The sequence below is a fragment of the Flavobacterium sp. genome (genome assembly GCF_041392085.1).
Classification (GTDB): Bacteria; Bacteroidota; Bacteroidia; order Flavobacteriales; family Flavobacteriaceae; genus Flavobacterium.
The window spans coordinates 42,810-63,886 of the sequence record NZ_JAWKMW010000013.1; the positions used below are offsets into that span (position 1 = coordinate 42,810).

At 36.3% G+C, this 21,077-nt stretch carries 18 protein-coding genes and 2 tRNA genes; 7 read left to right on the forward strand and 13 right to left on the reverse strand.

Annotated elements, in window-relative coordinates; all coding sequences use genetic code 11:
* Positions 1-2: 2 nt before the first annotated feature.
* The 3 genes from R2782_RS11590 to R2782_RS11600 are packed head-to-tail and all read right to left on the reverse strand — an operon-like array spanning position 3 to position 3,159.
* Positions 3-1,010, reverse strand: a complete 1,008-nt coding sequence (locus R2782_RS11590; RefSeq protein WP_371268419.1) for an arabinogalactan endo-beta-1,4-galactanase — start codon at positions 1,008-1,010, stop codon at positions 3-5.
* Positions 1,011-1,016: 6 nt separating this feature from the next.
* Positions 1,017-2,096: an arabinogalactan endo-beta-1,4-galactanase gene (locus R2782_RS11595; RefSeq protein WP_371268420.1), complete on the reverse strand. Its 1,080-nt coding sequence runs from the start codon at positions 2,094-2,096 to the stop codon at positions 1,017-1,019.
* A gap of 7 nt (positions 2,097-2,103) precedes the next feature.
* Positions 2,104-3,159 carry an aldose epimerase family protein gene (locus R2782_RS11600; RefSeq protein ID WP_371268421.1) on the reverse strand — a complete coding sequence of 352 codons (1,056 nt, stop codon included), beginning with the start codon at positions 3,157-3,159 and terminating at the stop codon, positions 2,104-2,106.
* Positions 3,160-3,259: 100 nt separating this feature from the next.
* On the opposite strand from R2782_RS11600, the gene R2782_RS11605 reads away from it, so the two are divergent.
* From R2782_RS11605 to R2782_RS11635, 7 genes are all read left to right on the forward strand, one after another.
* On the forward strand, positions 3,260-4,258 hold the full coding sequence (locus R2782_RS11605; RefSeq protein WP_371268423.1) for a GntR family transcriptional regulator: 999 nt from the start codon (positions 3,260-3,262) through the stop codon (positions 4,256-4,258).
* A gap of 159 nt (positions 4,259-4,417) precedes the next feature.
* Positions 4,418-6,196, forward strand: a complete 1,779-nt coding sequence (locus R2782_RS11610; RefSeq protein ID WP_371268424.1) for a sensor histidine kinase — start codon at positions 4,418-4,420, stop codon at positions 6,194-6,196.
* A complete protein-coding gene (locus tag R2782_RS11615) occupies positions 6,189-6,839 on the forward strand; it encodes a response regulator (protein WP_371268425.1) in 651 nt (216 codons plus the stop codon). Before R2782_RS11610 ends, R2782_RS11615 begins: the two co-directional genes overlap by 8 nt.
* A 352-nt stretch (positions 6,840-7,191) precedes the next feature.
* Positions 7,192-7,264, forward strand: a tRNA-Met gene (locus R2782_RS11620).
* A gap of 88 nt (positions 7,265-7,352) precedes the next feature.
* Positions 7,353-7,412 (forward strand) — tRNA-OTHER (locus R2782_RS11625).
* Between the two features lie 44 nt (positions 7,413-7,456).
* Positions 7,457-7,711: a GIY-YIG nuclease family protein gene (locus R2782_RS11630; protein ID WP_371268426.1), complete on the forward strand. Its 255-nt coding sequence runs from the start codon at positions 7,457-7,459 to the stop codon at positions 7,709-7,711.
* 105 nt (positions 7,712-7,816) lie between these two features.
* Entirely contained in the window at positions 7,817-8,071 is a 255-nt protein-coding gene (locus tag R2782_RS11635) for a GIY-YIG nuclease family protein (RefSeq protein ID WP_371268427.1), read from the forward strand.
* A 158-nt stretch (positions 8,072-8,229) separates the two neighbouring features.
* On the opposite strand, the gene R2782_RS11640 is transcribed toward R2782_RS11635, so the two are convergent.
* The 10 genes from R2782_RS11640 to R2782_RS11685 all read right to left on the reverse strand — a co-directional run bounded on the left by R2782_RS11640 (position 8,230) and on the right by R2782_RS11685 (position 20,978).
* Positions 8,230-8,676 carry a GNAT family N-acetyltransferase gene (locus R2782_RS11640; RefSeq protein ID WP_371268428.1) on the reverse strand — a complete coding sequence of 149 codons (447 nt, stop codon included), beginning with the start codon at positions 8,674-8,676 and terminating at the stop codon, positions 8,230-8,232.
* Positions 8,677-8,749: 73 nt separating this feature from the next.
* A complete protein-coding gene (locus R2782_RS11645; protein ID WP_371268429.1) occupies positions 8,750-9,268 on the reverse strand; it encodes a hypothetical protein in 519 nt (172 codons plus the stop codon).
* 98 nt (positions 9,269-9,366) lie between these two features.
* Entirely contained in the window at positions 9,367-12,033 is a 2,667-nt protein-coding gene (locus tag R2782_RS11650) for a UvrD-helicase domain-containing protein (RefSeq protein ID WP_371268430.1), read from the reverse strand.
* A 431-nt stretch (positions 12,034-12,464) separates the two neighbouring features.
* The gene (locus tag R2782_RS11655) at positions 12,465-12,884 is read right to left on the reverse strand and encodes a hypothetical protein (protein WP_371268431.1); all 420 of its coding nucleotides are present in this window, start codon (positions 12,882-12,884) and stop codon (positions 12,465-12,467) included.
* Complete coding sequence (locus tag R2782_RS11660; RefSeq protein ID WP_371268432.1) at positions 12,877-14,193, reverse strand: restriction endonuclease subunit S; 1,317 nt, start codon at positions 14,191-14,193, stop codon at positions 12,877-12,879. Before R2782_RS11660 ends, R2782_RS11655 begins: the two co-directional genes overlap by 8 nt.
* Positions 14,190-15,626, reverse strand: coding sequence for an N-6 DNA methylase (locus R2782_RS11665; protein ID WP_371268433.1), 1,437 nt, complete (start codon positions 15,624-15,626; stop codon positions 14,190-14,192). Before R2782_RS11665 ends, R2782_RS11660 begins: the two co-directional genes overlap by 4 nt.
* Entirely contained in the window at positions 15,626-16,255 is a 630-nt protein-coding gene (locus tag R2782_RS11670; RefSeq protein WP_371268434.1) for a hypothetical protein, read from the reverse strand. The genes R2782_RS11665 and R2782_RS11670 overlap by 1 nt, the downstream gene beginning before the upstream one ends.
* 1 nt (position 16,256) lies before the next feature.
* The gene (gene hsdR / locus R2782_RS11675) at positions 16,257-18,638 is read right to left on the reverse strand and encodes an EcoAI/FtnUII family type I restriction enzme subunit R (RefSeq protein WP_371268435.1); all 2,382 of its coding nucleotides are present in this window, start codon (positions 18,636-18,638) and stop codon (positions 16,257-16,259) included.
* A gap of 435 nt (positions 18,639-19,073) precedes the next feature.
* Complete coding sequence (locus R2782_RS11680; RefSeq protein WP_371268436.1) at positions 19,074-19,895, reverse strand: DUF4328 domain-containing protein; 822 nt, start codon at positions 19,893-19,895, stop codon at positions 19,074-19,076.
* Between the two features lie 441 nt (positions 19,896-20,336).
* Positions 20,337-20,978 (reverse strand): DUF6266 family protein, encoded by a 642-nt coding sequence (locus R2782_RS11685; RefSeq protein WP_371268437.1) that lies wholly within the window; start codon positions 20,976-20,978, stop codon positions 20,337-20,339.
* Positions 20,979-21,077: the final 99 nt, after the last annotated feature.

Below are 21,077 nucleotides of genomic sequence, written 5' to 3' on the forward strand. Positions count from 1 at the left end.
TATTAGTTTTTAAATGCATCCAATGCCGGTGAAGGATTTCCATCAGAAAGCCATGCACTTAGGCTATAACCACTCCAACTTTTTTCGCCTTGTGGTTCCCAATAAAGAACACCCAAGCCTTTATTGTTAGGCACATTTTTTACAGCTCGAATAGTTGCTTCTAATAGGCCTTTGGTATTTTCTATTTTATCATATTCACCACCTACTTCTACAATCATCACCTCTTTGTTGTAACGTTTAACTAAATCATTAAGGTTGAATGTTAAGTTGGCAATGGTTTCGGTATAATCTTTTTTCACCCAAAACGGATAGTAAGATAATCCAATCACGTCATACTGCACTTTTTGGGCTGTTGCGTTATCAAAAAAAGTCCTGAACTTTTCAATGTTATCGCCTTCATCTAAATGAACGATAACTTTGATGGATTGATCTACGGCTTTAACAGCAGCATATCCATTGTTTAATAAAATGCCTAATTGTTTCCAGTTAGTGGTGCTGCCATCCGGCCAAAGCATACCGCCCGGAATTTCATTACCTACCTGTACCCATTCGGTCTTTACGTTGGCTTTTTGAAGGGCGGTCATCACCTCAAATGTATGGTTGTAAACTGCATCGGCTAATTTAGGAAAAGGAAGGTCTTTCCATGCGGCAGGTTTGTTTTGTTTACTAGGGTCTGCCCAAGAATCGCTATAATGAAAATCAATCATAATACGAAATCCCATTTTTTGAGCTCTTACCGCAAAAGCAACAGTTTCCTCTTTACTGCAATGTCCACTTTGTGGGTCATCTGATGGGTTAACAAAAACCCTCAGCCGAACCGTATTCATTCCTCGTTCTTTTAATAAAAGTAAGGCATCTTTTTTGGTTCCATCCGTATCGTAAAATTGATAGCCGGTGGCTTCCATTTGTGGTAACCAAGATACATCGGCACCTTTAGCAAACTCCTGAGCGGTGTTTTTACAGATAGACAGAAGTGTTACAATCAAGGTTGAGAGGATTATTTTTCTCATAATTATTTATTGATTAAATACAGTTATTATTGGTAAAGCTTTATTTTCAAAATCCCACAGAGCTTGGTTTTCCCAAGAGGAACCATTGGTTGATTGTTCTCCTCTAAAGGCAACCCATTCACCTCCCCAATAAGCAAATCCAATACCGCTTTCGGTTTGTTGAAGCATACTCTTAATCGCAAGAAGATAATTTTTTTGTCCTTCCGGTGTGGCCGGGTAGGAGGTAATGATTTGCTCTTCTAATCCCACAATATTGTTAGTCCAATCATTCCAGCCCAATGTAAACGGATAAGAGGTTTCGGCAATTACTACCTTTTTGTTGTGGGTTTGGCTAAGGGAATTGATAATAGATTCCAATTCAGATAGGTTTTTTCCATGCCAGATAGGGTAGTAGGATAAGCCAATGTAATCATAATCAATCGTATTCATTTTAGAGAAAAACCACGTTGCACCCGATCCTATTCCTGCATAGTGTAGCATAATTTTGGTTGAAGCGGAGTGTGAGCGGATAGCAGCACTCGCAGCGTTGAGTAGGGCAAGGCATTGACTTTCATTGTTGATTAAATGACCTTGTGGCCATAATAAACCACTGTTAATTTCATTTCCTATTTGAATGATGTCCGGTTGTATTTCGGTCATAATAGTCTCTGTGTAGGCTACCATTTCATTTTTCAGATTAGTAAACGAAAGACCATTCCATACTTCGGGAGTGGTTTGTTGCCCCGGATCTGCCCAAGTATCAGAATAATGTACAGTGAGCCAAACTTTCATTCCTGCTTGTTTAATACGTGCCGCAAATGTCTTTACTTGTTCAAATCCGGATTGGTTATCGATTGGGTCTTTCCATAAACGAATACGAACCGTATTACAGCCGGCATTTTTTAATGTGGTTAATGCATTTTCAGGCTGATTAGTAGCGTTAAAATAAATGGTTCCTTCACTTTCAATCAAAGGTAAAAACGATAAATCAGCGGCTCTTATAAAATTGTCTTCCGGAATAATTGGTTCATTTTCCCCGGTATTCTCATTGTCAGAACAATTGAGTAAGATGAAAAGAAGCGGAATAAGTAGAATTATTTTTTTCATAGTAATATTAAATTGTTTCAAAAGCAAAAATGGTTTGGTGGTAATATTGTTCTCCTTTTTCCAACATAATGGAAGGGAAATGAGGATGATTGGGTGAATCGGGAAAGTGTTGCGTTTCAAAACAAATTCCACTCAAGGGATGGTAATTTACAGCTTCTTTACCTTTTATTTGTCCAAAACAATTACCTCCCACATAAATGTGTACGGCAGGTTGGTTGGTGTAGACATTCATTCTCAATTTATTTTTTTGACTGTATAAGGAAGCTGCAATACTGTTATTTTTGTCTAAAACAAAGGTGTTGTCTATTTGTAAAGGGCACTTTTTTTCTTCTGAAAAATCAAAAGGACTATCTGCAACAGGTAAAAAGGTTCCCGTCGGAATGTTCTCTTCATCGGTTTCCAATAGATTGGTGGCGTTTACAAATAATTGTTGATTACTGATGTTGTGTTGGTGACCGTCTAAATTAAAATAGCTGTGTTGTGTAAGATTTACGATGGTTTTATCTGTGCTGAAAGCGTTGTATTCCACAATTACTTGGTTTGATTCTGTCAGCATATAGGTAACTTCTACCACCAATACACCCGGAAAATTTTCCTCTCCGTTCTGACTGGCATATTCAAAAGTGATGGAAGGGAAATCGCCATGAGTGTATTTTTTCATTTTCCATATTTTTTGTCCAAAACCTTCTTTGCCACCGTGTAATTGATGCAGACCGTGATTTTTACTTAATATAATTTCCTTTTCATTCAACTTAAACCTTGCTTTGTTAATTCTTCCGGCAACACGACCAATTACACATCCAAAATAAGGAGCACTGGGTAAGCTATATGAATCAATATAATCTTGAATGGTTTCGAATCCTAAAACAACATCAACTTTCTTGTTAATTGAGATAGGAACACGCAACGAAGTAATAGTAGCTCCATAATCCATCACATCCAATTCCATTCCGTTTTTATTGGTTAAAGTGTAGCAAAATACTTCATTGCCATTAGCCAATAATCCGAATGATTTTGTTTTTTCAAGGGAGTCTGTTTGCGAAAAATGTTTTTTTTCTATCATTTTTTTATTGATATAATAACAAAAGTAGAAAAATAGTTACCGCAAACATACCGGTACCTACCGGTTTATGTGTATCTTGCCACCAGTTTTTAATAGAGCGATGAAAATATTTAACATAGATAGTAATCTTGGGATTCCAAAATACAAACAATTAGTACAGTCGGTAGAACTTGCTATTGCCGAACAACGTTTAGTAAAAGGGGATAGACTTCCTTCCGTTAACAAGATTTGTTTAGCGTTTTCACTTTCCCGAGATACGGTTTTATTGGCCTATGATGAATTAAAAAAACGTGGTATTGTTTTTTCTATTTTAGGCAAAGGGTATTATGTAAAAAGTGTTGAATTTTGTTTTGAACAACGTTTTTTTGTTTTGTTTGATGAACTAAATGCGTTTAAAGAAGATTTATATACTTCTTTTTTGGAGGCTATAGATAACAAGGCTCAGATGGATATTTTTTTTCACCATTTTAATATGGATATGTTCCGAAAATTAATCAACGAAAGCAACGGAAATTATTCTAAATACATCATAATGCCCACTAATTTAAAAGGTGCGGCAGAACTCATCAAAACATTACCGCCGCAAGATGTATATATATTAGATCAAACTAATGAAGCTTTAAAAGAATACCCTGCCGTGTACCAAAACTTTGTAAGCGATATGTTTCAAGCGTTGGATGAAGCTGTAGAACGCTTGGCCAATTACACTCGGTTATTTTTAATTTTCCCCGGGTTTAAAGAACCGGTCGGCATGGTGGAGGGTTTTCTCCGGTTCTGTAAAAAGTATAACTTTTCGCATCAAGTGATTCCAGATTTTGAAATAAATAATATACAGAAAGGAAGTGTGTTTATTATTCCTAATGATCGTCATTTGGTACAAGTTATTGAACAAGCAAAAAAACAATCTTTAGAACTCGGATTAGATTATGGCATCATTTCGTATAATGACACACCGTTAAAAAAACTGGTAGAAAATGGGATTACCACCATTTCTACCGATTTTAAGGGAATGGGCAAACGATTGGGGAAGTTGGTACTAAATAATCAAAAGGCACAAATAGAAAACCCTAGTAGGCTGATTTGGCGAAATTCACTTTAGCGAAGGTTTTGTGTAGTACAAATTCGACAAAAATAATATCCCGCTTACTGCCTTATATTGTTGCATTCTTCCTACTTTTGAATAGTAAACAGTTAGTAAGGGGGTATTTACATATTTCAAATCAACTATTCATAAGGCTTGTAAAATTGGGGTGATACAATGTCAGGATTTCAACATAAACTGAGGGAAGTTATTCAGACTTCGCAAAAAGACTTTATTAAGACAAAAAACAGAAAAAAGATACATTACTCCTTGTTAGGTGCTTTGTTATTATTTCAGTTTTTTTTGGGGATAGCCATATATAACGAATGGATTAATCAAAACAAGTTAAAAGCATGGCAGTCGGATAAGGAAAAAGCATTGGCAATGCGAACGATTACCGACCAAACAAGAAATGATTATTTGGATGCACAATGGCAGTTGCAGACTTTTTTCTTAAAGCGGGAGGCATCGGCTTTAAACAACTATTTTAACTTAATGGGTAAGGTGATTACCCGAATGGATACACTACAAGGCATAACTTTTGAGCACAACCGATGGCAAAAGTTGATGCAAATAAAACAAACCAAAGAGAAAGATGTGAGGGGACTAAAAGAGGAGTTAGACTCATTGATGGCACATTACAATGCCGATACTACATTTTTTTCAGATAAGCATTTAACGTTTACGGCTTACCCTGACCAGGAAGTATTGCAAGACATTGAGGTGGAAACCCGCATTTTTTCAGATTCTACTACCCGAAAGAATTTATTTTCAAGATTAATGGCCGCTTTTGCGGGGAAAGTAGAAATTCAAAAGGAGATTGTAGAAAATACGGTAAAAATGAAGTACGGTAAAAAAGCCACTTCCGGAACTGTACAAGAACAAATGAAACAATTGCTACAACAGGCAGAAGCATACTACCTAAAGCAATTTAGCCATTTACAAAACAGCTTTTACGGACTAAAAACAGAGGATGCCGCTTTGCTGGAATTAAATGAAGCGTTGGTTAAAGAAAGCAATGCGTTGTTGGAAAAAAGCAACGCGATTTCAACTACAATTTATAACCAAAGCCACAAGGAAGAAGCTGCACAACAAAAGACAAACCAAACCATCCGAATTGTCTCTTTGATGAGTTTAATAATCGGTTTAGTTTTACTTACACTCTTTTTGATTGCTGTAACACGATTGGCTTTTCAAAAAGAAAAGCAACTGGTTATGGCTCAACAATCAATTCAGCAACATTTGGTATTCAAATCAAAAATTATTGGTATGTTGAGTCATGAAGTTCGTTCGCCACTCAGTTTAATAGCGATATATACCAAAAGATTAAACCAAAGGTTTACAGATACTACAACTAAGGAAGTTTTTCATTCACTGAATTATACAACCAACTCGTTGCTAAGCATGGTTAACCAGGTATTGGATTTTTCTAAAGCGGAACAACATCAACTTCAACTCAACAATTCTTCTTTCTGCTTAAATGAAGCATTAGAAGCCTTATTGACAACGTTACAAAGTTTGACGGTTGAAAATGGAAACCAATTGTCTTATACGGTTAACTTACAGGAAAATACCATGGTGACGGCCGATTTAGTTAAAATACAACAATTGTTTTTTAACTTAGTCGGAAATGCCAATCGATTTACAAAATCAGGAACAATTCAAATAACTATTGCATTAGTGCCTCAGGGTAAAAAACATTTTCGATTAATGGTGGAAATCAAAGATAATGGAAAAGGAATACCTCTCAAAGATTTAGAAATAATTACAGAAGCAATAGTACAAGGAAAAGAAACAGTGCGTTTGAATGAAATAAGTACCGGATTGGGGTTGCTCTTGTGTAGAGAAATCATTACCTTGTTCAAAGGAAGTTTTTCCATAAACAGTAGAGAAAAAAAAGGTACCACAGTGGCTTTTTCATTAGTGTTAGATAAAAAGAAAGAGGGAAATGAATAATGATATAGTGATGCAGGCTTGGCGATTTATTATTGCAGACGATCATATGGTTGTTCGGCAAGGGATGGCAATGTTGGTAAAGGAAATTTTCCCAAACGCAATCATTTGGCAAGCCGAAAATTTCACGAGGGTGAGGGAGTTACTTAAACGAGAAAACATAGACGTGTTAATTTTAGATGTTAGTTTTCCGGAGGGAAACAGTTTGTCTTTACTAGCTGAGGTAAGACAAAATCAACCGGATTGTAAAATCATGATTTTTTCAGCCTTGGAAGAAGAAGTGCACGCTTTACATTTTTATAACGCTGGTGTACAAGCTTACATCAATAAATTGAGTGATGAGGAACAAATCCGAAAGGCATTAGTAGCGGTTGTGTCGGATGGGCGTTACTTAAGTCAGTTATCCAAAGAGTTATTGTTTCAGTCATACGCTGAAAAAAAAGTAATGAATCCAATTCGTCATTTATCTGAGCGGGAATTGGAAGTGGCTCGATTAATGGTAAAGGGGTTTGGTAATTTAGAGATTTCCAATGCGTTACAACTACAAAAAACCACCATCAGTACCTATAAAAAAAGGATTTACGAAAAATTGCAAATTGAACATTTGGCCGCTTTAATTGAGCTGTTTACACATTATCACGAATAAATCTTGTAGCACAATTTCTACATCAAACAGTACTTTGTACTACACCTCGTTCAATAAATCTCATTTATATTTGTCAAAGTAGAATTGGTCATACTGCTAAGCCCTTTTTGCTCCTTTAGTGGTAAATTTTTTAAGTTGAATTGTAATGCGTATTCATCATATTACAAGTATTTAGTTGAATTTGGAATACACCCCCACGTTGGGGTGTTTTTCATTTTATAGGTTACCGATGAAGGGATTAACGACCAGTGGATTAGCCTCTTTTCAGGGACTTGTGTTTTAAATAGAATAAAAAATATCAGCATTCTACTTGCAATTTATAATAATCGTTGTATATTTGCACTCGAAACATCGCGGGATAGAGCAGTAGGCAGCTCGTCGGGCTCATAACCCGAAGGTCACAGGTTCGAGTCCTGTTCCCGCTACTAGGTTAACTCCTTTAAATCAAACGGATTATGTACATAATCCGTTTTTTTTATGTCTCCTATTTTAGTACTTTTACAAAACGTACATCGCGGGATAGATAGGCAGCCGTTAACCCGAAGGTCACAGGTTCGAGTCCTGTTCCCGCTACTAAAATCAAGCTTCACAGAAATGTGGGCTTTTTTTATAGAAATATGGAAGAATTTGTTGTTTATATTTTATTCTCTAAGAATTTCAATAAGACCTATGTTGGTTTTACATCCCATTTAATAGAACGATTCAAATCGCACAATCATTTAAGCAAAAAAGGATACACCTTAAAATTCAGACCTTGGGAAGTAATTCATGTTGAATTTTTCACAACAAAAGCGGAGGCTTTACAAAGAGAACAATTTTTTAAAACTGGAATAGAAAGGGATTGTATTAAAGAAATCATCTCTGATTTATAAGTTCATGGGCTCATATCCGCCGCGGCGGACACAGGTTCGAGTCTCCGACTTGGCGGACTACTAAAATCAAGCTTCACAGAAATGTGGAGCTTTTTTTATAGAAATATGGAAGAATTTGTTGTTTATATTTTATTCTCTAAGAAATTCAATAAGACCTATGTTGGTTTTACATCCCATTTAATAGAACGATTCAAATCGCACAATCATTTAAGCAAAAAAGGATATACCTTAAAATTCAGACCTTGGGAAGTAATTCATGTTGAATTTTTCGCAACAAAAGCGGAGGCTTTACAAAGAGAACAATTTTTTAAAACTGGAATAGGAAGGGATTGTATTAAAGAAATCATCTCTGATTTATAAGTTCATGGGCTCATATCCGCCGCGGCTGACACAGGTTCGAGTCTCCGACTTGGCGGACTACTAAAATCAAGCTTCACAGAAATGTGGAGCTTTTTTTATAGAAATATGGAAGAATTTGTTGTTTATATTTTATTCTCTAAGCGTTATGAAATCAACTGTTAATGGTTTGGGGTTGCTAGCCAATCACTATAAGTCATTTCAAATTTAATTTCTTTAGAGCCGTGTGTTCCAACTGCAGTCCAACCTGCTTTTCTGTAAAATTTTTCTGCTCTAGTATTAAAAGCTGTTCCCAACCATACTTTTTCTTTTGTTTGAGCAAAATACCAGTTAAGCATGGTGTTGTGTAGCAGCTGACCGATGCCTTTTTTTTCAAATTTAGGTTTTAAAAATAATGCCCAAATGTTATTTTCTTGCAAGTCAACAATGGCAAATCCTATAATTTCATTGTCTAGTTCACATACCCAACCTTTTCCTCTTAGGGTTATAAACACTTCACAATCGTTATCCGTTACTAAGTCAGGGTTAGACAAGGTGTTTTCGGTAACCGAATTTCGTACAATTTGTATTTGTTTTATATCGTCAACTTTTGCTTCTCTAATAATCATAATCTATCCTTTTTATAATTTTACTCCCCTTTGTCCTACTGACGCAGGAAGCATCTCTTTAGCCAACCCTTCGTCAGGCTATACTTATTTCAGCATCCCTCATTCTTTCCAAAGATTGAATAAGCTCTGTCAAATCCGCAATAGGTATATTAACCCCCGATTGAATAAATTCAGTATCAGATGCAATAATTAGTAAATTACCTAACGCTTCATCTTGAAAACCGATGGCAGTAAAATCAAACGTTAGCGTTTCAAAGACAATTTGTTGTTGATTACCTTTAAAATATCGATAATCCGCATAATAAGAAACCTTAGTATCTTCCATCACAATCACTTCTTTCCCATGTGTATTCCAAAGATATAAACGAATAAAAAAGAAACCAATCAACGAGAAAACACCTAAAAGAATCACATAACGAATATGAAAATCATTTCTCGCTATCATATTCATCCCAATACCCAACAACGGTAACGCAATACACAGTATCGCCAATACTAAAAAAGTGCCACGAACCGGTAGCGGTGATTTTTTTACATACAATTCTAAAGTGTTAGAATGGATGGAATAGCGTTTAGAGGCTCTCAAATGCATTAATTTTAGGTTTTAAATTTACTGTAAATTTTTTACACAATGGTATTAAAAACCCTCGAAGGGTTCCAAACTCTTCGGGGGTTTAAGCGTTCACCCACCTACAATCTAATCGTATTCTTACACTTCGGATAATTAGTACAACCCAAAAAATCACCATATTGACCTGTTCTTTTGGTCATAAAACCGCTATTACAACTCGAACAAAGTAGCGTGTTTTCTAAAATAGCAATGTCATTGAAAGTTTGGTTACAACTCGGATAATGTGAACAACCTAAAAACTGATTATGCTTCAACGGGTTTTGTCTCACCACCAAATAACCGGTTTGACAATACGGGCAATTCGTTTTGCTGATTTTATCATGATTGGCACTTAACAGAAAGCCATTGTCGGAAAGTAACTCTTCGGCAAACAAAGAAACGTCTGTTGGGATGAGCAAAACCACTTTATTTTTGGTTCTTGTTAAGGCTACATAAAACAATCTTCGTTCTTCCGCAAAACGAAATTCTTCATCATCACTGAGTAATAAGGACAACATCGGGTCATCTGTCATTTTATTGGGAAAGCCTAATAAATGATTTTTTAAGTTGAGCACAATCACATTATCCGCTTCTAAGCCTTTTGATTTATGGACAGTAATGTACTTCATATCGATATGCTCTAATCCTTTAATGATTACTTTATCATTTCGTTCGTTATACAATATCCTGCTGTTGGGGGTAAGCTTGATAAATTCATTGATGTCAAAAGCATGACGCCCTAAAACCAAAATTGGCTTGGTTCCGTTTTTTTCTATCAGAGCTTCTACTTCACGAATAAAAACAGCATCCGCATTATCGGGTGTATAATACACAAATTGAATGGGGTTTTCTAGAGGTTCTTTTTTAGACTTCGGATTTTTAGGAATTTGTTTCTTGTTTTTTTGAATGTAGTTAGCAGTGATATCAATTAGCGATTGGGCATTGCGATAGGTTTGCTCGATAAACAATTGTTCGTGTTTACCAACATACTTTTCAAAATGACTGAATAATGAAATATCACTTCCCGCAAAGCGGTAGATGGATTGCCAATCGTCTCCCACACAAATCAAACGAGCACCCGATAGTTCACGAATGGTTTTGATAAGATTAAACCGCGAATAGGAAATGTCTTGGTATTCATCAATGATAATATATTGATAGGAGAGGTTAGGTTGGTTCTGTTGAATAAGGTCTGTTGCCCAATTAATCATGTCATTAAAATCAATTTCATTTGACGCTTTCAAGGTTTGGTCATATTTCTTTAAAATGGGAAGAGCAAACGCCAAAAAGAGTTTTTGTCGTTCACGCATGAACGGATTGGACTGTTTTTTTTGATCCAAAAAGAGGTTGGTTATTGCGGCATAGCTTAGTTGTCTTGATTTACTCAGATTAATAAACGTTTCAATCAGTTTGGTAATTTCTTGCCCAAAGTTGTTTTCTTTTTCGGTGACTTTTGTGTAAATACTTTTTATATCACGGGGCTTAAAAACAACCTGTTCATTTTCCAACAATTCTTTGAGCTTGTCCAGTAGCACTTTATCACGATTGTAATAGGAATAGGTTTCAATTAGTTTAGTGCCGTATCTTTTGTGCTTTTCTCTTTTCAACTCCATTGTTTCGACATATTCCATTTCCTTAAAAGGTTTAAGCCATTTGGCTTTGTTATCTTCATCCACACCAAAATGTTCCAAATAAATGTCGTAATCTTTCAGATAGAAATCCGGTTGATAGACCACATCGCCATGAGGGTATTTTTTTTCATATTCGTATGCAATACCATTTAAGTATAAAAAGTTGGCAATGGTTAGTTCTTCTATGCTTTTAACCCTTTCACCTTGCATCGAATCCAAAGAAGCTTTGGCAACTTTATTCAACGATTCAGGGGCACATTTTGATTGTAAGGTTTCAAAATCAATTCCTTTTTCCGTATCTAATTTTTCACCCAACGAATCATAACTATCGTGTTCTTCCGGAATATTCATAAAGCAAGCCACATACTCTACAAATGCCTTTAAAGCCTCCGGTTGCTCTATTAGTTCCTCTTCTAAATAGGTTTTTATGATTTTACCGATGGTGTTTTCATTGGTCACAACCGGCACAGTGGTTTGGTGTTTTTTGATACTGTCGTAACCGAGTTTATGAAAAGTCGTGGCTCGTGCATTGAGACCCAATTTTTGCAGTCGTTCATTGAGTTCATCAACCGTCTTTTTGGTAAACGAAAGCAAAAGAATGTTTTCAGGTTTCACCTTTTTCTGCTCCAGTAAGTACTTTACTTTCCCCAGTATAGTCAACGTCTTACCCGAACCGGCTCCGGCAATGATTAAGTTAGAATATTCATCCGTGAGAACAGCCGTTCGTTGTTGGTCGTCTAAAGGTTTCCCTTCAATGTCGTCAAAATAGCTGCTGAGTTTTTCTTTCTGAGTATGTACATAGTTTTTGTTGTAATTACTGATGTAGTCGTCAAAATGAGAATAAAGGTCATTGAACTTTTTTACTTTTTCTTCTTTTTTATAAAAAGCGGTTTTGTGTTTAAAGTACTTTCCAACCGCTGCAAACTGTTCTTTAATGGCATCGCGATGCACCCAGGTAATATAATCATCCAATTGTGCTACAACTTCAAAAAACGCGTCTATTTGTTTGAGATGCTCTTTATAAACAGGGTTTTCATATTTGCTTTTCTCAACTTTATTATAATACAATAGCAATGAAATGCACAAAAGGATTGCTATGATTATTGATAAACCCATGTATTGGTAAGTTTGAGAATTTATAAAGTATAAAGCTATCAAATTTTATAATGCTGTAAAACCATTCGATAACATTTTGTTCTTACTAATAGAGAAAACTTTATAAACCAATTTTTAAACCTTAGCACCTCAGCCCCACATCACCTCACCCTTTCCTCTTTTTCTTCTCCCTTTCCCCACCGCTCCCGCACGAATCCTTTCGTGTGGCTTAACAAAAAAATAAAGTCGGTCTAAATTATAAAAGTATAATTCCTATCTATGTTACTTCTTAAATTCAAAAATAGTAAAAGCTCTCTAAGCTATAACCACACGAAGGGATTCGTGCGGGAGCGGTGTTAACTATCAAATTGAGCTTAACAAAGCTTTTCAACTTATACCTTAAAACACATACTTCAGCTCTTCAACTGCCCACTTAAATTTATTTATTTTTATTATGCTTGTTTATTCCATCTTGGAAGTTTATTATGCTTTTCAAAGAAACTTTGTAATAACAAAGCTTCAACATACATTGGTAAATCTTTAAAAGAATCATCAAAGGTAGCAAACCAAACCACTTTTATTGCATCAATTTTATTTGCAACTATTTCTTGCTCAAAATGTTGTTGCCTTGTTAATTTGGAATTTTGCATATTTTGTATACGTTTATGTAATTTTTGAACTCCAAATGTTCCATTTTGTTTCATTTTTCCAGATGCACCTATATAAACCAATTCTTCCAAATTGTTTTTAATAGTATAAATTAAATAAACTCCTGATTCATTGGGAATATTTCTACAATGATCTACAAGTCTATCACCTATCTTAAATATAAATTCTCCTTTATTGGTATATTTTTCTAAAAAACTAAGCATGAATTTCTGTTTTCTCCCCCTTCAACGCCTCCCTCAAAACCTGTTGCAACAACTTCTCATTATACCCTTGACTTTCCTTAATACTCTCCTCTAAACCATCACAAAACGCTAGTAACTCCTCCAACTTAGCCACAATTTGCTCTTGCTCGTGAAGTGGTGGGAGTGGGATAAATGAACTTGAGAACCTATTTAAAGCCATTTTTTGTACACCAACTTGTTTAGTTTTATCAATAAATTGGCTTTGACAAAATGGACTATCTAAACATTTCCATAAGAATTTTTTATCAACTAAAATCGGAGTAATTTTTGCTGCGTTCTCAGTTAAATTCATATTATCAAATTTTTCAGGAACTAAACCACATTTTCCGATTGTTCCTCCAACAATTGTCATATAAATATCATCTTTACCAATAGTATATTGTTTTATACCATGGTAAACATATTTATCAATATAATGCAAATCATTATCACTAATTGTTCCATTTTTCATATCACTTACTCGAATATAAATATATGGAGTTGGTTCTTTTAATAACTTATAACCATTTGGAACTCTTTTACCTCCTTTTATACTACAAATCTCCCCCAACCTACACCAAGCCCAATGTTCAGGAATTTCAAAAGGAATTTCATCTTCTGTAATGGGTGGTAATTCTTTTTCTTTTTTGAGTTTTTTGGCGGCTATTAATTGTGCTTTCTCGGCTTTTATTTTAGCTAATAAATCATGACCGGTTTCTTGCTTCTCGACTCCGCTCGAAGTGACAGGCGTGAGGAGTTTTCCTTGCATCGCTTCACGCAAAAAAGCCTGACGCAGTTGTTTGATTAGGTCGAGTTGGTGGGTGAGTTCTATATTCAATTCGACTTTAGATTCTTGCATATTAACAAATTGAATTTTAGCTTCAACTTGTTTATCAATATCAAAGTATGGCAATTTATAATTTCCAAAAGCTTTTAAACCAATTGCTTCTTTAGAAGTTCCTGCTTTAGTATTCTTTACAATATCATCTTTAAACTCGTTAAAAATCATATGATAAAACTTTAAATCAATTGGCAATTCATTTTGATTTTTGGGAGTAATTATAAAACACAAATCACTTGCTATGAATTTACCATTCACATAATGCGTTCTACCTAATGAACCAGAAGCTGCTGCTGCAAAGACCAATGCCTCACAATCATGTGTGTATTCGTTATGCGTTTTCCATTCAGATGAAGCAGTTATAAAATCAAATTCGCCTTCAGTGCATTTTGAACTTTGTAAACTTCCCTTTTCAAAATGAAATAAATCATCAATTCTCATTAAACTCATTTCACCGCTTCTTTTAATTGGTTTAACAAGGAATTGCTTTTAGTAAAAGAAGTGTGCAATAGTTCCATTAATTCCACGCTGTTGTATTCGTGTACTTCTTCTTGTTTGGTTGGGTTTTTAATGTCTAAATCGTAATTACGGTCTACAATAGTTTGTATGTCTACTTTCCAAGCAATATCACTTTCCTTACGGTCGTTCCACCACTTTTTTATTGGGTTAAACTCTTTAGCTTGTATCGGTTTGGTTTTGTTGTAGGCTTTTTGTCCTTCAGGCAAACGGTGTTCGTAATACCATACTTCTTTGGTAGGCGTGCCTTTGGTAAAAAACAACAAATTCGTCGCCACGGTAGCATACGGTTGAAACACCGAGTTAGGCAAACGGATAATCGTGTGTAAATTACATTCTTCCAATAACTTTTGGCGTACCCGTTGTTTTACACCATCACCGGTTAAGGAGCCATCAGGCAATACAATACCGGCTCTTCCGTCTTGTTTTAATAAATGAATCATTAAAATCAAAAACAAGTCCGCACTTTCTTTCGTTCTAAAATTTTGCGGAAAATTGTTTTCGTTGTTGTTGGCTACAATTCCTCCAAACGGTGGGTTGGCTAAAATGGCGTTTACACGATGTTTTTCGGTAAAGTTACTCAAGGGTTGGTCTAAGGCATCGCCAAAACGAATGTTAGGCACTTCCATATCATGCAAAATCAAGTTGGTCGTAGCTAACAAATACGGTAGCGGTTTGTATTCCCAACCCATTACGTTTTCAGCAATGCTTTTGCGGTCTTCAACGCTGTTGGCCTGTTCTTTTAAATGCTCAATAGCACAAGTTAAATAACCACCTGTTCCACAAGCTGGGTCTAGTATTTTTTCGCCCAATTGTGGATTAATCATTTCAGTAATAAAACTGGTAATGGCACGAGGCGTGTAAAACTCCCCACTTTTACCTGCACTTTGCAAACCTTTTAAAATGGTTTCGTACAATTCCCCAAAAGCATGACGGTCTTTGGCAATGTTAAAGTCAATTTCATTCAATTTGTTCAACACCTTACGAATGTTGATACCGCTTTTCATGTAGTTGTTGTTCCCTTCAAAAACCTCACGTACAATCAAAGCACGGCGGTTTCCGGTACTCACATCAATGTTTCGCAACGCAGGAAACAATTGGCGGTCTACAAACTCTAATAATTCATCACCGGTCATGCCTTCGTCATCGCCAGCCCAATTGCCTTTGGTTTTCACCCAATGAAATTGATCGGGAATCGGAGAAACATAGTTGTCGTCTAACAATTCAAGTTCTTTGTCTTTATCAGAAAATATTTTTAAAAACAGCATCCAACCGAGTTGTTCAATGCGTTGGGCATCACCGTTCAAGCCGGTGTCTTGCCACATGATGGTTTGTATGGATTTTAGGATGGAGGAGATGTTGGACATTATAAATTTATTATTTGTTGAAATGAAATGGGGGTTGAAATTATTTTATTATTTTCATTCAGTATTGAATGGAAAAGATAAATTCTATCCCATTCTATATGAACATTTAATCTATAAAGTCTTCTATTTTCTGAAATTAAAATAGGTTTTAATAAATTAATTAATTTCTCATAATTTGAGTTTACGCTAACAAAAACTCCTTTTTCAAAACTTAATCTGTAAATGGCGTTAGCTAATTTTTGAATATCATCTTTAACATATGGATTAGAATTTGTTTTTACTTCAACATAAACTTTTTGAAATCTTGGATCCCAATTAACTTGAGAATTATGCAATGTTAAATCAGGTCTAAATGATTGATTTTGATTAGTAATTATATTTTCATCAAACCAATCTTTTCTAATGTCAAAATCAAGTGATAATTCTGTATACTGTTCTGTTTTTGATTCTAAATCCATAATATTTCTCCAATGTCTGAACATTTCAGCAGAAAATGAGTTTTCTGTTGATTGAATAACTGCTTCTTGGTTATGATGATAATTATTTAAATCTCTGAATACTTCAGCAAAATAATATCTTTGGTTAACATTTTGGAAGGCTTGATATAAATCTTCTAAATAATCATTCATTTTAAACTTTTCTATATAATTCGTTTTCTAATTCTTTAACTGCTTCTAAATAGCTTTGTTTGTTTCCAAAATGACTTATAATCTCAATAGGAGAGCCATATTCGTCAAAAGGTTTTACCCGTAATACTTCAATACTTTCAATGTTTTCAACGCCCTCGTCGGCATACTTATCTAACAAGGTTTCCAATACTTTTCGAGCTTGGTCACCATATTTGGTAAAGTAGTTACGTTTTTTTACGTTGTTGGCTCGTTCCTTTCTTGAAAGAGGAGGTTGGTCATACGCCACATGGCAAATCAAGTCAAACAAATCTACTTGTTTATCCACCGCCTCATACAAAGCTTCCACCATCACGCCTTGCTCTTGCAATTCTTTGATGAGGGCTTCTTTTTTATCGGCTTCATTCCACTTCAATAAGAAATCATCCAAAGAAGCAAACGTTTGCTGAATAATGTTTTTGGTATAATCTTTTAAACTGATGGTGATGGGTTTGCCTTGGTTATCAAAATACAATTCTCGGCTGACTAAGACAGAAACATCAACTCCATTAATGTATTGTTTGGGTCGTTTAACGTAAGGCTCAATCGGTTCATGTACCGTTCTTACTTTTGGTGGAGCAATAACAATTTCTTCTCCACTGAGGTCATCCAAAAGTGGTGTTTCATCCATTTCCTCTTCCGCTAAAACAGCACTGAGATTAATGTCTTCGGTTAACGGTTTTACGCGAAGTGGTTCACCATCAAAATCAGGGTCGGCAAAATTATCGGTGGCATTTCTAAAATCAAGAATGGTAAAATAAAGTTTACCAAATTCCTCATTAATTCGAGTTCCTCTACCAACAATTTGCTTGAATTTGGTCATGGAGTTAATGTTTGCATCTAACACTATCACCTTACATGTTTGTGCATCCACACCGGTAGTCATCAATTCAGAAGTAGTAGCAATAACAGGATATTTCTCTTCAGGGTTAATGAAATTATCTAACTCCCGCTTACCTTCGTCATTATCGCCCGTAATTTGCATGACGTATTTATAATTTTCGCTGACCAAATCAGCATTGTGTCGGGCAATAGCATTTCGCATGCGTTCGGCATGATCAATATCGACACAAAAAATGATGGTTTTTGCAAAACGGTCAAATCCTGTTAAATATTCAGTTAATTTTTTTGCCACTACATCGGTACGTTCGTCAATCACCAAGTTTCTATCAAAATCTTTACGATTGTAGATGCGGTCTTCAATTTCATTTCCTTCTTTATCGGTTTTTCCGTGTTCAGGTCGATAACCTTCTGCATCCACATTCAAAGCAACCCGAATCACTTTATAGGGAGCTAAGAATCCATCATCAATTCCTTGTTTGAGCGAATAGGTGTAAATAGGTTCTCCAAAATATTCGGTATTGCTGGTTTCTTTGGTTTCTTTTGGTGTAGCGGTCAAACCAATGTGTGTCGCATTGCCAAAATAGGTTAATATTTCACGCCATGCACTGTCCTCTTTCGCACTTCCACGATGACACTCATCAATGATAATTAAATCAAAAAAGTCAGGAGAAAATTGTTTATAGGCATTAGCTTCTTCATCAGCACCGGACAATCCTTGATACAAAGCCAAATAAATTTCATAGCTTTTATCAATCATACGGTTTTTTACGACCGTCATTTTATCCTTAAAATGCTTAAAGTCGCCTCTTTTTGTTTGGTCAATCAACGCATTTCGGTCAGCAAGAAATAAGATTCTTTTTTTTGTGCCGCTTTTCCAAAGTCGGTAAATAATTTGAAAAGCAGTATAGGTTTTACCGGTTCCGGTAGCCATCACCAATAATATCCGATTTTGACCGTTCGCAATAGCTTCTACCGTTCGGTTAATGGCAATTTGTTGGTAATATCTCGGTTTCCGACCGGAACCATCAGAAAAGTATTTTTGAGTAGAAATTTTTTCTCCTTGTGGCGTAACAATGCCTTTGTATTGTTTGTATTTTTCCCATAATTGGGTAGGACTTGGAAAATCTTCTAAAGATAATTCTTGTTCAATATCTTCATCTGTGGCAGTTCGGTCATGATACACAAAACCATCGCCATTGCTACTAAACACATTGGGAATATCTAATATTCGGGCATAATTCAATGCCTGTTGAATACCTGCTCGTACACTGTGTTTATTGTCTTTCGCTTCGATAATCGCAATCGGATTATCTTGGTAGTACAAAAGATAGTCAGCTCGTTTGCGTTCACCACGAGCGGTCATTTTTCCTCGAACATAAATCTTTCCATCCGTAAAGGAAACTTCTTCCAACACTTGTGTAATCAAATCCCATCCTGCATTTTTGAGAGCAGGCGATATAAACTTGGAACATATATCTCGTTCGGATAGTGACTTTTTATCCATTATGTAAAAACAGTTAGTTTTCCAAAAATAGTTATAATATCTGACAAAAATGAACAGTTAATTCATTTTTATAGGGCTAAAAATCAAAATAACGACAAAGCATTTTAACTTTTTTACGGATTCCCGTATTCTCTAAAAAAAAATTCAAAGGAGTTCACCCACCACCCGGCAGGTTTTTGTTTTTGGAATCGCTAAGATAGAAAAAAAGTCGAGAAAAGAAAATAGAGGAGGGGAAATTAGTCCTTAGTGGATAGTCCTTAGTGGATAGTCCTTAGTGAATAGTCCATAGTCCATAGTCCACAGTCCTTAGTTTTCCTTCTTTAAAAAGAACCCCAAAGATCAGCCCTAAGTCCTAATTGTCTCCAACTGCCTTCCAAACTTCCGCCAACCGCCAACCGAAAACAGACAACCGAAAACAGACAACCAACAACCAATTTATCTAGCTTCAAGCTCAACCAATTCAGCCTCTTTTTCAGCATAATTGTGTACCACCAAATAAGCCAATACAGCCAACGGCACGCCTAAAAAAGAATTAAGCATTTCTATGCTGGTAGAGGTGATGTAGTTGTCTAGTGTTTCCTCTTTAAAGGCCATTTTAAGAACATAATTGCCAATGTAATTGCTAATAATCCACAACGTCCACCAAAAACCAATCAAAACACCGTTGGTAGTAACTTCCTTCCCGGAAAGTTTGGCAATCATCTGACTTGTTTTGTTATCCATTTCCTTCATAATTTGAAAAGGACGAAACAAAGAAATAATCGGCACAAACCAACCCCCTGCAGCCCATCCGTTAGTATGCACACAAGACCCTGTACGTACCTGTAAATTATAATATGCCCGGCGAAACCACTGAATAAAAAACACCGCACTCACAACAATAGCAATCAAATACACCACACCAATCAACTGCTCACGGGTATCGTTGGCAGCAATATCGTCTTCCGGAACGTAAAAACCATCTTTAAAATCATTCAATAATTCCAATTGCAAATACGACGAAAACCCCGAGACTACGTCCAATAACAAGATAACCCCTAGCATAATCATCGCCAGCTTTGCCCGTTGAGCATTGGGTCTCAATAACAACTTTTGCTCACTAACATCCAACACTACCGTAGTGTCTTTGTCATAATACTTGCAAGAAGTATCAGGCTCCAACATATGCCCTCTAATATTACAAATGTCATTGGGTGCAAAATCCCCCTTTTTCCGATTCAAACACGTTTTACAAACCAAAATTTGTGCCTCTGTCATACAACAAGTATTTCGTTAATTTACCAATAAGTCCCCAAACATAATAAAAATAAACAAATCCATCACCTCTCAACCAACAACCCCCAATAGACAACTGAAAACAAAATAACCGCTAATTTCATCCGCCCTAAGAGAACTGACGTAGAAAACAACGAAGGAAGGAGAGGCAGCAACCCTCATAGACGAGGAGGCACAACGAGCGACTTGGGTTGCGGAACGACTGACGAGGTAGTTTTCAAGACAGGGCTGTTGAGGCTTGATCTTTTTTGTTACTTTTTTTCATCAAGGGAAAAAAGTAAAAATCCCAATCGAAAACAGACAACCAAAAAAAAATCCCCTGCCATAGCAAGGGAAAAAAAACAACCAATCTAGAATATTGTTTTTATCTATGTAGGTACCATACACAGTGATTTGAGGAGAAAGGGTTCGTACCCCAACCCATTAATCCAACGTTACGGTGTTGAGGTACTGGCTGGTGGCATATTTCTTGCCGTCTGCGGCAACCACTGCAATCCAAACATGTACCGCCAAACCACTCCAGTAGGTGGGAAGTGGTAAGGTCACCGTTTCCGTGTCACGGGTGGCAATTAGCTCAGCTGACCAAATCAATCCGGAGGTTTCCTCATACGCAACCGCCAAAACGGTATCCGTAGCATCGGCATTGCCTTGTCCGCTATTGTTCACCCAGTTCACCGTTACCGCTTGGTTGGTGTCCGGTGTAGCCGTAAGGGTAGCTAAACCCAATAAATCGCCACGGGTCAACAGAATCTTCGGAAAATCCCAATAGGCTTCTGTGCCGTTGTGTAAGGCGGCTTGCTTCATCAAGTAAGACATCGCCTGGTTCCGCTGGGTCTTTAACCCGCCTTTTGTTCCAAAGTACCGCCCCGGTATGGTCGAAATCGGTAAAAGGAAATTAGTGACTAACGTGAACTTGTCACGCTGTTGTTGTTGGAGCAACGACGCTGCTCGATTTGATCGACGAGGTAAACTACGCATCACGTCTTTTCCACGCCAGGTTGAACCGACTACAGTTCCAACCTTTCCGTAAAAGGCACCCAATATGCCCTTGTTGTAAGTACCCATAATTAAATTTTTTTAGGGTTAATTAATAATTGACTTTGTTGCTTTGCCGTGCACTGCTCATTCAACGGTTCAAAGATAGAAAAGGAAAACATTCGTTCG